This is a genomic window from Streptomyces sp. NPDC002104 (genome assembly GCF_053593795.1).
This window is the reverse complement of sequence record NZ_JBSFDF010000022.1, coordinates 50,627-63,716: the sequence shown is the minus strand read 5'-3', so window position 1 is coordinate 63,716 and position 13,090 is coordinate 50,627. Positions and strand designations below refer to the sequence as shown.

General features: G+C 74.1%; 11 protein-coding genes. 3 read left to right on the top strand and 8 right to left on the bottom strand.

What is annotated here, in order from left to right:
* Positions 1–21: 21 nt before the first annotated feature.
* Complete coding sequence (locus tag ACWCP2_RS19990; RefSeq protein WP_450909912.1) at positions 22–945, bottom strand: hypothetical protein; 924 nt, start codon at positions 943–945, stop codon at positions 22–24.
* Between the two features lie 19 nt (positions 946–964).
* Positions 965–1,867 carry an aldo/keto reductase gene (locus tag ACWCP2_RS19985; RefSeq protein ID WP_450909911.1) on the bottom strand — a complete coding sequence of 301 codons (903 nt, stop codon included), beginning with the start codon at positions 1,865–1,867 and terminating at the stop codon, positions 965–967.
* Positions 1,868–2,006: 139 nt separating this feature from the next.
* On the opposite strand from ACWCP2_RS19985, the gene ACWCP2_RS19980 reads away from it, so the two are divergent.
* Complete coding sequence (locus ACWCP2_RS19980; protein ID WP_450909974.1) at positions 2,007–2,939, top strand: DUF5937 family protein; 933 nt, start codon at positions 2,007–2,009, stop codon at positions 2,937–2,939.
* Here ACWCP2_RS19980 and ACWCP2_RS19975 read toward each other — a convergent pair.
* Genes ACWCP2_RS19975 through pdxR form a run of 5 tightly spaced genes read right to left on the bottom strand, consistent with a single transcriptional unit; the run spans position 2,929 to position 7,489 of the window.
* On the bottom strand, positions 2,929–3,945 hold the full coding sequence (locus ACWCP2_RS19975) for an AraC-like ligand-binding domain-containing protein (RefSeq protein ID WP_450909910.1): 1,017 nt from the start codon (positions 3,943–3,945) through the stop codon (positions 2,929–2,931). The two genes, ACWCP2_RS19980 and ACWCP2_RS19975, sit on opposite strands and share 11 nt — an antisense overlap.
* A 59-nt stretch (positions 3,946–4,004) precedes the next feature.
* Positions 4,005–4,622, bottom strand: coding sequence for a hypothetical protein (locus tag ACWCP2_RS19970; protein ID WP_450909909.1), 618 nt, complete (start codon positions 4,620–4,622; stop codon positions 4,005–4,007).
* Positions 4,619–5,284 carry a SigE family RNA polymerase sigma factor gene (locus tag ACWCP2_RS19965; protein WP_450909908.1) on the bottom strand — a complete coding sequence of 222 codons (666 nt, stop codon included), beginning with the start codon at positions 5,282–5,284 and terminating at the stop codon, positions 4,619–4,621. The genes ACWCP2_RS19970 and ACWCP2_RS19965 overlap by 4 nt, the downstream gene beginning before the upstream one ends.
* Positions 5,285–5,292: 8 nt before the next feature.
* Positions 5,293–5,757 carry an LPXTG cell wall anchor domain-containing protein gene (locus tag ACWCP2_RS19960; RefSeq protein ID WP_450909907.1) on the bottom strand — a complete coding sequence of 155 codons (465 nt, stop codon included), beginning with the start codon at positions 5,755–5,757 and terminating at the stop codon, positions 5,293–5,295.
* 43 nt (positions 5,758–5,800) lie between these two features.
* Positions 5,801–7,489 carry a MocR-like pyridoxine biosynthesis transcription factor PdxR gene (gene pdxR / locus ACWCP2_RS19955; RefSeq protein WP_450909906.1) on the bottom strand — a complete coding sequence of 563 codons (1,689 nt, stop codon included), beginning with the start codon at positions 7,487–7,489 and terminating at the stop codon, positions 5,801–5,803.
* Between the two features lie 101 nt (positions 7,490–7,590).
* On the opposite strand from pdxR, the gene ACWCP2_RS19950 reads away from it, so the two are divergent.
* A complete protein-coding gene (locus ACWCP2_RS19950; RefSeq protein ID WP_450909905.1) occupies positions 7,591–8,622 on the top strand; it encodes a DMT family transporter in 1,032 nt (343 codons plus the stop codon).
* 32 nt (positions 8,623–8,654) lie between these two features.
* Complete coding sequence (locus tag ACWCP2_RS19945) at positions 8,655–9,584, top strand: helix-turn-helix domain-containing protein (RefSeq protein WP_450909904.1); 930 nt, start codon at positions 8,655–8,657, stop codon at positions 9,582–9,584.
* Here the strand turns inward: ACWCP2_RS19945 and ACWCP2_RS19940 are convergent.
* Positions 9,562–12,999 (bottom strand): endo-alpha-N-acetylgalactosaminidase family protein, encoded by a 3,438-nt coding sequence (locus ACWCP2_RS19940; protein WP_450909903.1) that lies wholly within the window; start codon positions 12,997–12,999, stop codon positions 9,562–9,564. The genes ACWCP2_RS19945 and ACWCP2_RS19940 overlap by 23 nt on opposite strands.
* Between the last annotated feature and the right edge of the window lie 91 nt (positions 13,000–13,090).

Genomic DNA, 13,090 nt, shown 5'->3' with positions numbered 1-13,090 from the left:
GCTTGGATTCGAGCGGCTGGGTCAGCCGGTGACGGTTGCCGTCGCGCGGCTCAGGGTCAGGACGCGGCCGACCTTGGCCGTTGCCGTGAGGGACGGTGCCTTCGTGGCCTTGGGTGCGGCTCCCTTGACCAGTACCGCGGTGCTGGTCGCCTTCACCGCCGGGTGCCCTGCCTTGCGGGCGGTCACGACCACGGTGAGCTTCTTGCCCTGGAGGGTGGAGGGCGGGGTGTACGAGGCGGCCGTGGCCCCGGCGATGGTCTTCCCGTCGGCCTGCCACTGGTAGGTGTGGGAGTCGGCGGCCGGGGACCAGGAGCCGGTTGTCGCCGTGACCTTGCCGCCGACGACCGCGGTGCCCTTGACGGTGGGGGCGGCTGTCGAACGGATCGGTGCGACGACGGTGACGGTGCTCTTGACCCACTCGTCGCCGCGCGCGGTCACGCTCACGGACAGCGGGCCGAGCGGGGCCTTCGTGAGGTCCAGGGCGACCGTCATGCTGTGCCGGTCGGAAGCGATGGACACGGTCTTGGACTGGGCCCCGAACCTGTCGTTGGACCCATAGACCTCAACGTCCTCGTTGAGACCGGTGCCCGTGACGGTCATGGTGACCTTGCCCCGGCCTACGGTGGACGGCCCCACCGTGCTGGGGACCGGGTCCTCCTGACCGCAGGGGGCGTGGGCGCACGTGGCGTTGAGCCGTAGCGCGGTGGAGGTCTTCGCGGGTTTCTCCGGCAGGCCGATCACGAGCGTGCTCGGCCGGGAAGCCGTCGGAGGGGCGGCAGTTGGCAGGTAGCAGGAGTAGTACTCGCCTCCCCAGCACCTGCTCTCCAGATCCGAGCGGTCGTACAGCCAGAGTGTCGGCGACTGCTCCAGGGGCTCGGCGGGCGTGAACTTCAGGTCGAAGTAGTCGCCCGTCACGGTCGGAAGCACGGCGCAGATCGCCGACATGGGTGGTGTGGACGAACCTCTACGCGTGGCGCAGGGAGTCCAGGACGGCGAGGTCGTCGGTGGAGAGGCGCAGGGAGCCCGCGGCCACGTTCTCGGTGACGTGGTCGGGGTTGCCGGTTCCGGGGATGGCCAGGACGTGGGGGCCCTGGTGCAGGGTCCATGCCAGCCGGATCTGGGCCGTGCTCGCCCGGTGGGCGTGCGCGATGGTGTGCAGTTCCGGACGGGGGTCGGTGCTCGCGCCGCCATCGCGTCCGGTGCCGGCGATCGAGTAGAACGGCACGAACGCGATGCGCTGTTCGCCGCAGGTGCGCAGGAGTTCCCTCTGCTCGGGGGATGCGCCGATGCCGTACATGTTCTGGACGCAGACCACGGGCGCGATGCGCTGGGCCTCGGCGAGGTGGTGGGGGCGGATGTTGGAAAGCCCCAGGTGCCGGATGAGCCCGGCCTGGCGCAGTTCGGCGAGTGCGCCGAAGCGTTCCGCGAGGGAATCGGTGCCGACGATGCGCAGGTTCACCACGTCGAGGTGGTCGCGGCCGAGCTGGCGCAGGTTCTCCTCGACCTGGCCGCGCAGTTGCGCGGGGGTCGCGTGCGGTAGCCCGTCGCCCTGGGGATCGCGGCCCGGGCCGACCTTGGTGGTGAGGACGAGTGCGTCCGGGTAGGGGGTCAGGGCGCGGTTGATCAGCTCGTTGGCGGAGCGCAGGGGGGAGAAGTAGAACGCGGCGGTGTCGATGTGGTTCACGCCGAGTTCGACGGCGCGGCGCAGCACGGCGATCGCCTGGTCGCGGTCGCGCGGGACGGCGGCGGGCGCGAACGCAGCGCCGTGCTGGGGCAGGCGCATCGCGCCGAAGCCGAGGCGGTTGACCGTCAGGTCGCCGAGCTCGAACGTGCCCGATGCCGCCGCGGTGATCGTCTGTGAGGTCATGGCCGGATCATGGCCGCCCGGTGTGCGGGCCCGCCATTGATTCATGTATGCATGAATCCATTGAGGGGTGGTGGTCGTCCTGACGGGGCTGGTGTTCTCGGCGAACGATCTGGCGCAAGTGCGGTTCGCCGTCTCACCGATGTGGGAGGTCGCGCCCAGCTTCCGGCTGCTGACCTCCGGCGCCCGCGCCGCGCATCCGCTCCACCGGCCCTGGGCCGACCAGGTGAGGCCGCGTCTGCTCGCCGCCGGGCTGGACCGGGGCTGGCTCTCCGAGCTGATCCCGGCCACCGGCTACGTCCCCGACTTCCTCAATCCGGCCCCCGCCACGCCGGCTCCCGCGCCGGCCGCGGAACGGGACGCCATTCTCCGCTCGTCCGCCGACCGGGTGCGGCAGGACCTCGACCATCTGGCCCGCCACCAAGGGGGGCTGGGGCCCCGCTTGCGGACCCTGCACGCCGACCCGCCGGCCCGCCTGGCCAAGGTCGTCGAAGAGATCGAAAGGTACTGGGAGCTGGCACTCGCCCCCTACTGGGCGCGGATCCGGGAAGTGCTGGACGCGGATGTGTTCCACCGGGCCCGCATGGTCGCCGAACACGGTGCGGGCCATCTCCTCAACCACCTGCACACAGCGGTGAGCTGGGACGACGGCGGGCTGCGGCTGGCCCGACGGAAGCAGCCGCTGAGGCGCGAATCGGCGGGTACGGGCCTTCTGCTGATCCCCACGGCCTTCACCGGACCGGGCCTGCGCACCCGGACGACGTCACCGGATCCACCCCAGCTCGCCTATCGGGCGCGCGGTGTCGGCTCGCTGTGGGAGCCGCGGCCGGTCACCCGGGCCGCGGCCCTGGCGGCCGTGCTCGGTCGCTCGCGGACCCTGCTGCTGACCGAGCTGGAAACCCCGGCCTCCACGACACAGCTGGCCCGGCGCACCGGGCTCTCCCCGGCCGGGGTGTCCCAGTACCTCACGGCGCTGCGCACCGCGGGGCTGGTCAGCGCCCACCGGGCCGGCCGCTCCGTCTTCTACGCCCGCACCGCCGCGGCCGAGACCCTCCTCAAGGCCGCTACCGCCTGAGCACCGCCCCGGCCCCGGCCCCGGCCCCGGCCCCCGCGTCCGCGTCCGCGCCCAGCGCGCGGTACTCCGTGGGCGTGAGCCCGTACGCCTCGCGGAACGAGCGGCTGAAGACCTCGGGGCCGCTGAAGCCCCAGCGGGCGGCGATGGACTGGACGTGCTGGGCGGCGAGTTCGGGCCGGACCAGGTCGGTGCGGCACTGTTCCAGGCGGCGTCGGCGGATCCGGGCCCGGACGCTCTCCCCCTGCCCCTGGAAGAGCTGGTGGAGCGTGCGCACCGAAATGTTGTGGCGGGCCGCGATCGCGGGCGGTGCCAGGTCCGGGTCGCCGAGGTGGTGCTCGATGAAGGCGTGGATCCGCCGCAGGAGGACTTCCGCCCGGGCTTCGGCGGGGATGCGGTCCTCGGCGTCCAGCTGCTGGGCCAGGCAGGCCGTGGCGAGGTCGACGGCGACCGCACCGAGCCTGGCCAGTTCCGCCGGCTCGCATTCGGCGGCGTGCTCCTCCAGGGCCGTCATGAAGGAGGCCAGGATCGCCGCGATCCCGCGGTCACCCGGTATGCGGCGGGCCAGCAGCCGTTCCAACCGCTCGGGGCGCAGCGGCAGTACGTCCCGGGGGAGCATCAGGATCGTCGCGCGGACCTGGCCGCCGTCCGCGTGCATCGTGTTGTCGGACGGGCGCGAGGTGTCCCACAGCATGAGGTCCCCGGGGCCGACCGTGCACTCGCTGCGGTGCTGGGACATCGACGTGACGCCCTTGCGCAGCAGGGCCAGTTGGTACTGCTCCGGATCGCCCCGCCTGATCAGCGCGGCGGTGCGCCGCGAACGCAGCGGAGACAGGGTGAACTTGGACGCGCGCAGGGGACCCAGGTCCACGACGGCGGCCTGGCCCTGGAATTCGGCCGGCCGCTCGCTGCTGAGGGCGGCCGGCATCACCTCGCGCGAGATGATGTCGGCGTACCAGTCGAACCGCTCCCCCGCGGGCACCCCGCCCGACGACACCACTGACCACATCCCGCGCCCCTCCGCTCACATCCTTCGGCAGGATCAAGGATGCGGCCAACTGGTCCCGATCAGCGCATCGTTGGTGAAGCCGTGGGCGGCCGGGACGATACCGAGGGCGTGGGCGGCGAGGCCGTGGCGGTCGGAGCCGAGGAAGGCGAGGAAGCCGGGCTCGGCCTCGGCGAACCCGTACCGGCCCCCGGCGCCCGCGACGGGCCCACGGTGGGCACGTAGGAGGTCGAGGGCGAGGGCGGGCGCCGCGACGGGTACGCCGACGGGGCGGCGGACGGGGACGGGGACACGGACGGGTCGCCGTCCGGGTCCGGCCCCGGAGCCGTGCCGGTCGGCGAGGACGAAGGCGGCGCGGCCGGCGGCGCCGGTACCGGGCCCGGGCGCACCGGAGCGTCCGGCGCCAGTACGGCGTACCCGGCCACCACCGCGGCGGCCGCCGCCAGCCCTGCCAGGGGCAGCGTGAAACCGCGCGGCCAGGCCCACGGCAGTCGCCGCGCCCCCGCCCCCGGCGGCTGCGCCGGGCGCAGTTCGCGCACGGTGATCCCGGCCGCGCGGGCGTCCAGGGCCCGCCTCAGCCGGTACTCGACCGGCCGCCCGGCCGCGGCCCCGGAGGACCGGTGCGCGTCCGACGGCTCCCGGCCCGGGCCCGTGGGCGTCGGCTCGTGTCCACGCGTCATATCCGACCCTCCAGAATCCGTTCCAGCGCGTCCAGCCCGCGGCTCGCGTTCGATTTGACGGCGCCCCGGCTGATCCCCAGCGTCTCGGCGATCTCCGCCTCGCTGAGGTCGGCCCAGTAGCGCAGCACCAGCACCTGCCGCCGCCGCGGCGTCAGCCGCCCGAGCGCGGCGAGGACCTCTCGATGTGCCTCGTCGAGGACCACGGACGTCTCGGCGGAGGGGACGTCGGCGGGTGCCTGCGGGGTCCACGCGCGGGCGGTCCGGCGGCGGCGCAGCACGGAGCGGGCCGTGTTGACGACGGCGGTGCGCAGGTAGCCCAGCGCGTTGTCCACCTCCGTGATCCGCTCGCCGTGGCGCCGGTACAGCGCCGTGAAGGCGTCCTGCACCACGTCCTCGGCGGTCCCGAGATCGTCCACCAGCAGCACCGCCAGCCGGACCATGGCCAGCCGGTGGGCGTGGTAGAGCTCGGTCACGGTGGGCGGCGGGCCGCCCTCCCCGGAGGGCAGGCCGTACGTGTACCCGTGCCGGTACGGCTCCGGGCGCGCGGGCGTGGCCTGCGCGGCGGCGGAGCGCTCGCGGCGCAGCAGGAACGACCACAAGCCCCGCCGCGGCCGGTAGAACCCGGTCGCGGCGGGGCCCGTGGAGGGTGCGAGGTGGAGCACGGGGGTCCTCAGCCGTTGGCGCGGCGCCGAACGGTGTACAGGGTCGCGGCCCCGGCGGTGATCAGCACGGCGGCCCCGGCGCCGAGTGCGGCCGTGGTGGCGGAGGAGCCAGTATGCGCGAGCTCGGGCTCACCGGGCGAAGAGGGGCGGGCGCTCGGGGCCGCGCTCGGGACGGCGCTCGGGACGGCGCTGGGTGCGCCGCTCGGGACGACGGTCGGGGAAGCGCTCGGGCGGGCGCTGGGGGTCGCGGTCGGAGGCCGGCTCACCGAGGGCGACGGGGCCGAGGGGGCCACGCTCGGCGCCGTGCTGGGCGTGGGCGACGCCGGTGCGGGCGCGGGTGCGCTCGGCGAGGCGGACGCCGCCCCTGCCGCGGCGGAGGCCGGCCCGGCCAGCGCGAGGGCCGCACCGGCGGCGGCGACGGCGAGGGCCGCCGCCCTGCGGACGGACAGCGGGGCGCGCTTCAGGTTCTTCACGGTGGTTCTCCACGGTCGGCTGCGGGGCGCGGGATCACGCCCTTCACCCCCGCACGACGCGCGAGTGCCCGGGAGGTTGCCGCCGATTCCGAAAAACTTTTCGCAGCCGCCGCAGGGCCGTGCCGATGACGGCCACGCCCTCCTCGATCTCCCCCGCCGTGCCCGCCGCGTAGCCGAGGACCAGGCCCGGTGCCCCCGGGGTCATCCGGTGCCAGGACAGGGGGTGCGTCTTGACCCCGAGGTCGAGGGCCGCGGCGGCGAGCACGGTGTCGTCGAAGCCCGCCGGGGTACCCGAGCCGTCCGCTCCCTCGAAGGTGACCATCAGGTGCAGCCCGGCCGCCGCGCCGTGCACGCGCGCGCCGGGCAGTTCGGCGGCGATCGCGCGGAGCATCGCGTCCCGGCGGGCCCGGTGGCGCCGGCGTACGAAGCGCAGGTGGCGCTCCAGCTCCCCCGAGGCCATCAGCCGCGCCAGTACCAGCTGGGCGAGGACGGGATTGCCGAGGTCGGCGTAGCGCTTGGCTTCGATGACGGCGTCCAGCCGGCGCGGCGGGACCAGCAGCCAGCCCAGTCGCAGGGCGGGCGCGAGGAGTTTGGAGACGCTTCCGGTGTAGCAGACGGCCTCCGGGAGGAGGGCGCGCAGCGCGGGGACGGGGGCGCGGTCGTAGCGGTGTTCGGCGTCGTAGTCGTCCTCGATGACGACTCCCCCGGCCGCCGCCCAGCCGAGGAGTTCGCGGCGCCGTTCCCCGTCGAGGACGACCCCGGTCGGGAACTGGTGCGCCGGTGTCAGCACCACCGCCCGGGCCGGGCCGGCCGCCAGGGCGGCGGTGTCGATGCCGCCCGCGTCCACCGGTACGGGCAGCACCTCCATGCCCCCGTGCTCCAGTTGCTGCCGCGCCCCCAGCGAGCCGGGATCCTCCACGGCGACGCGCCGTACGCCTTCCGCGCGCAGCACCTGGGCCAGCAGTCCGAGCGCCTGGGCCACGCCCGCCACCACGACCACCTCCTCGGGGGCGGCCCGGATCCCGCGGTTCAGGGCGAGCCAGCCGACGATCGCCTCGCGCAGCGCGGGGGCGCCCTGCGGGTTCCCGTAGCCGAAGTCGGCGGGGGTGAGCTCGGCCAGGACCCGGCGTTCCGCCTGGAGCCAGGCCGTCCGCGGAAAGGCGGTCAGGTCGGGCGCCCCGGGTGAGAGGTCGATCCGGCACGGGGCGGCGCGCAGTGCGTCGACGGGGCCGCCCCGCGGCCCCGGGGCGAAGGGACCGGCCGGATCGGCGGCTCCGGACCGGGACTGCCGGGCGGTCGCCGGGGCGCTCGCAGGGGCTGTCACCGTGGCGGTCGCCGGGGCCTTCACCGAGGCGGTCACCGGGGCGGCCACCACCACGGTCCCCCCGCGGCCGCGGCCGGCCACCTGGCCGGTCTCCGCCAGCCGCTGGTACGCCTCGGTGACCAGGCCGCGGGAGACCCGGAGCTCGGCGGCGAGCACGCGGCTGGCCGGGAGCCGGCTGCCGACCGCGAGCGTGCCGTCGGCGATGGCGGCGCGCAGCCGGTCCGCGAGCCAGTCGGTACGGCCGCCGGCGGGGGCCCGGCCGATGTCGAGCTGGAGGAAGTCCGACCCCGCGGTCTCGGACCCAGCGGTCTCGGACCCAGCGGTCTCGGACCCAGCTGTTTCGGACCCAGCGGTTTCGGACCCAGCGGTTTCGGACCCCTGGATGGCACTCACTTTGGACCTGTCCACAGGTCCATTGTGGGGCCAGGCTCGACGGTATGAGCACCTCACGCCCTCACCGTCCTTCTCCTCCTCCCTCTCCTTCCCGTCCTCCCGTTCCTTCGCGGCAGTTGCGCGACCTCGCCCCCGGCATCGCCGGCATGGTCCTCGTCGGCAGCAGAGTCACCCTCTCCCGCTCCCTCGTGGACGCCCCGCTCTTCGGCGTCCAGGCCGTCCGGTACGCGGTGGCCGCGCTGCTCCTGTTCGGGCTGGCCCGCGTCGCCCGGGTGCCGATCAGGGCTCCGCGGGGCCGGGAGTGGCTGTGGCTGGCCGGGGTCGCCGCGACCGGGCTGGTGCTGTTCAACGTGGCCGTCGTTCGGGGCGTCGCGCACGCGGAGCCGGCCGTCATCGCGGTGGCCGTGGCCTGCGCCCCGGTCCTGCTCGGGGTGATCGGCCCGCTGCTGGAGGGCCGCGGGCCCAGCCGCCGGGTGCTGCTGGCGGCTCCGGTGGTGGTCGCCGGGGCGGTGCTGGTGGAGGGCACGGGCCGGACGGACGCGGCCGGGGTCGGCTGGGCCGCGCTCGCGCTGGGCTGCGAGGCCGGGTTCACCCTGCTCGCGGTGCCGGTGCTGCGGCGTCACGGCGCCTGGGGGGTGTCGCTGCACGCGGTGTGGATGGGCGCGGTGATGCTGGTGGTGCTCGCGGTGTGCGTCGAGGGGCCCGCGCGGCTCGTGTCCGTGAGCCCGCGCCAGTGGGCCGCGGCCGGCTACCTCGCGGTGATGGTGACCGCGGTGGCCTTCCTCCTCTGGTACCGCACGGTCGCCGCGGTGGGCTCCGGCCGGGCCGGTCTGCTGACCGGGGTGGCCCCGCTCGCGGCGGCGGGCGCGGGGGCCGTCACCGGTGGCGGGGTGCCGGGGCCGGCGGTGTGGCTGGGCCTGGCCGTGGTGGTCGCCGGGCTGGCGGCCGGACTCCGGCCGGAGCGGGCCCCGGGCGGACCGGCGGGCGGACCGGCGGACGGACCGCCCGCGCCGGTGACAGCGCCCCCGCCCGCCGCGCCCGCCCTGTCCGGCACGCCCGGGGCGCACGGGACGCACGCTGCGCCCGCTGCGCCCGGCACGCCCGGCGCGCGCATGCCTCGTCACACCCACGAGCCCACGGCCCCTTGAGCACCCCCCGCCTCGTGGATCACAATCCGCAGATGGCAACGCCTCCGTACAGCAGCTGGATGCGGTACTTCTCGCCGACCGCCAACCACCGCCGGCTCGGGCTGGTGTGCCTCGGCGTGGGGGTGCAGCAGGGGGAGCTGCCGGTGGTCGGCCCGCGCGTGCTCGACCACCACGTCGCGGTGGTGGTCTGCGCCGGCCGGGGCTGGTTCAGCCACGGCGGGCGGGCCCCGCAGCCCGTGACGGCCCCGGCGCTGCTGTGGCTCGTGCCCGGGGTGGAGCACCACTACGGCCCCGATCCGCGGACCGGCTGGGAGGAGTGCTTCGTGGATTTCACCGGCCACAGCGTGGAGGCGTACACCGACCTCGGCTACCTCACCCCCGACCGGCCGCTGGTCCCGCTCAGCGGCACGGCCGGGGTGCGGCACGTGGTCGACGGGATCGTACGGGCGGCCCGGCTCGGCGGCCCCCTGCTGGAGGTGGAGGCCGCCGCGGCCGTGCACGGGCTGCTCGTCGCGCTGCGCTACGCCCGGGCCGGGGTGTCGCGCCACGGGGACACCGTGATGGACACCCTGGCCCGGGACGCGCTGCTGCCGATCTCGGTGGCCGATCACGCCGCCCGGCTCGGGATGACCCTGCCCGAACTGCGCGGGGCGGTGCGGGGCAGTACCGGGGAGGGGGTCAAGGAGTACCTCCTCGGCATCCGCCTGAGCCGGGCGAAGGAGCTGCTGGCCCGGACCGACCTGCCGGTCGCCGGCGTCGCCCGGCGGGTCGGCTACGAGGACCCCGCCTACTTCAGCAGGCTGTTCAGCCGCCGGGTGGGCATGGCGCCCGTCCGGTTCCGCCAACAGCAGTCGGTACAGCAGTCCGTGGCACAGTCCGTGACGCCGTCCGTGGCACAGCCCGTACCGCCGCAGCCCGCGCGGTGGCTCGACTCCCCCGTCACGGCAGGTAGCCGACGTTGAGTTCCGCGACCGCCGTCCACGGATTGCCCGAAACCTCCCTCGTGGCCTTGAGCTTGACGTAGCGCGCGGTGCGCGCCGTGAAGGTCACGTCCTGCTGCGCGGTGGTGTTGGGACAGGTCCCCGAGGCTGCCGCCGTGCCCCAGGTGACCCCGTCCGTGGAGGTGAACACCTGGTAGTCGGCGATGCGCCCGTTGCTCTGCGTCTGCCGGGGCAGGTAGTGCAGGGCGGAGACGTTGTAGGAGGCGCCGAGGTCGAGGGTGATCTCGTGCGGCATCGGTGCGGTGGCCTGGTACCACTGGGTGTGCCAGATCGTGGAGCCGTCCCCGTCGAGCACGTTGGCCGCGGCGCCGTTCTCTCCGGCCGTCTCCTGGCTGTCGACGGCCTTGACGCTCATCTGCGTCTGCGGGACGAGGAGTTCGCCGCCGCCTCCGGAGCCCAGGTCGTCGACGGCGAGGTCGTCGAGGATGAAGTCGGCCTCGTTGTGGGAGCCTTCGCCGGTCACCTTCCGTACGCCGATCCAGGCGTCGGTGCCCGCGGTGAAGGTCTTGGTGAAGGTGGTGGCCGTGCGGGCCTGGTTCAGCGCGGTCGCCGTCTCGTTGCTGCCGGAGCCGGTGATGAACTGGTAGTCGCCGCTGAACCCGTTCTCGTAGCTGAAGGTGACCTTGTACGAGCGGCCGGGCGTGAGCCGCAGGGTCTGCGGGAGGGTGCGGTAGACCAGGCCCTGCCGTTCCTCGTGCGACTTCAGCGAGTTCTGCCCGCCGATCACGTCGTCGACCAGCTTTCCGCTCCAGCCCGCCTGGGTGTACGGGGCGTTGCGCTGGGCGATGTGGGTGCGCGGGTCGGTGGCGGAGCCGCCGGCGCCGCCGAAGGCGAAGGGGCCCCAGCCCGCGTCGACGTTCTCGAAGTCCTCGGTGAACCAGTGGCCGTTCAGCGGGGTGCGGGCGGAGCGGACGACCCGTACGTCGTCCAGGGAGACGGTGCCCGGCCCGGAGGCCGCGGACAGTGTGAGGGTGGCCGTCGACTGGCCTGCGGGGACGTCGAAGAGCACCTTCATGCGCTGCATCTTGGTGCCGTTCTTCTCGCTGCCGCCGAGGTTGTTCGTCAGCGTGGAGGAGTCGGCGTAGACGGAGGCTGCCGTGCCTCCGGCCGGGGTCGCGGTCAGGGTCGCGGCGCGGCCGGCGGGGGTGGAGACCCAGACGGAGGCGGCGTAGGTGCCGGGGGCGAGGCCGGTGAGCTGCTGGGAGACGGCGGGCGCGGTGCTCGCGGCCATGGTGAGCTCGTTCTGCCCCTGGGCGTTGCGGGTGCCGGCGGCGCCGCTTCCGGTGACGGTCCAGGCGTTGAGGTTGCCGGAGTAGAAGGAGGGGTCCTTGACGGGGGCGCCCTCGCCCCAGTTGGGGTCGGCCTGGGCGGGGGCGGCTCCGTTGGTGACGACGTACGCGGTCTTGGCGGCGGCGTTGATGGTGACCTGCCCGCCGGTGACGGCGAGGTCGCCGACCAGCTGGCGGCCGGTGTCGCTCAGCTTGTACAGCTTGGGCGAGGACCAGCCGGCCGGCAGGGTCCAGGTGGTGGCGGCGGCCTTGTCGTTCCAGTGGTAGAGCTTGCCGTCGCGCGGGAGCAGGTAGGCGGAGCCGTCGAGGACGGTGCGGCCGGCCGTGGTGATCCTGCGGGTGTTCCCGGAGGTGGTGACGGTGGTGCCGTTGGCGAGGGTGACCGCGTTCGCGGTCCATTTCACGATCGGGGATTCCTGGAGGTACTTGGTCGGCAGGTTGGTCGCGAAGGTGGTGGTGAGGAAGGCGGTGAAGTCCTTCTTGCCCTGCCAGCCCTCGTAGGCGGTGATCTCGGCGCCGCCGAGGAGCGGGTGGGCGGCGATCCAGTCGTCCTTGGTGTGGTTGGCGATGAAGCGGGCGATGTTGGAGTTGATGCCCTTGAGGTCGCTGCCGCCGTAGTTGACGTCGGTGGCCCAGTGGTGCCAGAGGGACTGTCCGGTCATGGAGTTGGGGAACTCGGTGGCGAGCTGGAAGCCGAGGCCGCCGATCTCGCGTTCGAGCTTGCGCGAGACGTAGCCGTCGCCGTACCAGACGTCCACGTAGAGGAAGTCCAGGCCGGGAGCGGCCGCCTTGAGGTCCTGGAACCGCCGCAGGCGCTCGCCGGACTGGCCGTCCTTGCGGGTGTCCACGTAGTACGACTGGTCGAGCCAGTCCCAGCCGAGGCCGCCGGTCTGGTGCGCCGGGTCGAAGGTCGCCGAGACCGGGTACTCCTCGGTGGCGTTGACGTGGACGCCGAAGTCGGCGTTGTAGGTGTGGCCGACGGTGGTGAGGGTGTTCAGGTCGGTGGCGCCGCCGAGCTTGGAGCCGATGTTCTTGTAGTCCATGTGGGCCGAGTCGTGGCCCTCGGAGGCGTACCCCTTGAGCAGGACGAACTGGCCGAGGCCGTCGGTGGCGAGGTTGACCCGCTTGGTCTCGTCGAGGGTCTCGGCGAAGGGGTGGGTGGCCGCGGAGGCGAAGTTGAAGGGGATGCGCTGCACGACCCGGTCGGCGGTCTGCTGCCAGCCGGTGGGAGGGGTCCAGATGTCGCGGTAGGCGACCGCCGCGTCCTGCCAGTCCACGGTGGAATCGGCGTTGCGGTCGGCCGTGATGGCGACGCGGACGTAGGGCAGGGGCTCGGTGTCGGTGTCGGCCGCGCCCGTGGACCGGTAGAGCCAGGATCCGCTCCACAGGCCGGCCCGGCGGTAGCCGCCCTTGTCGGTGACCTGCTTGCTGATCCGGCCGTTCTCGTTGGCGGTGCCGCCGGAGGGGGCGTCGTAGGACGAGTTGGAGTCGATGGCCGCGGCCAGTTTGCCCGTGTTGGCCAGCCCGTACATCACGGTCGTCGCGGAGGCGTCCACCGGTGTGCTCGCGGTGACCGGGGTGAAGGTGTCCCCGGTGCCGGTGGTGGCGGTGTGCATCTTCGCGGTGGAGAGCGCGGCGCCCGCCTGGCTGCTGCGGACGCTGACGAGGTTGTGGTCCGGGATCGCGAAGCTGCGTACCCGCAGGGCGGCCGTGTCCTCGATCGCCGTGACCTTGAACTCCACCACCGAACCGGCCACCGAGAGACGGGACCTGATGGTCACTCCGGAGAAGGCCAGCGCGTAGTCCACACCGGAGGCGGAGGGGGTGGAGGTGACGGTGGGGGTGTAGGTGGTTCCGTTGACGAGGATCGCGCCGATGGCGTCCTCGTTGCCGTTCAGCACGTCCCCGGTGGCGGTGCGGGTGTAGCTGATGACGCGGGGGAAGGCGCTGTCCACGCTGACGGACAGCTCGGGCGAGGTGATCGTCACGGGGCCGGCCGCCACGGCGGGGGCGGCGGGCACGGCCACGACCAAGGTGGCCACGAGACCGGCCACCGCGGCTGCGGCCGGCCAGAGGGGGGTTCGCATCGGACCTCCGGGAGTCGGCGCTTCCTGGGCGGAAGACCGCACACCGTGGAGGCCGGCGGTCCGCTCACTGACCTGCCAGCCTGCGGACCGC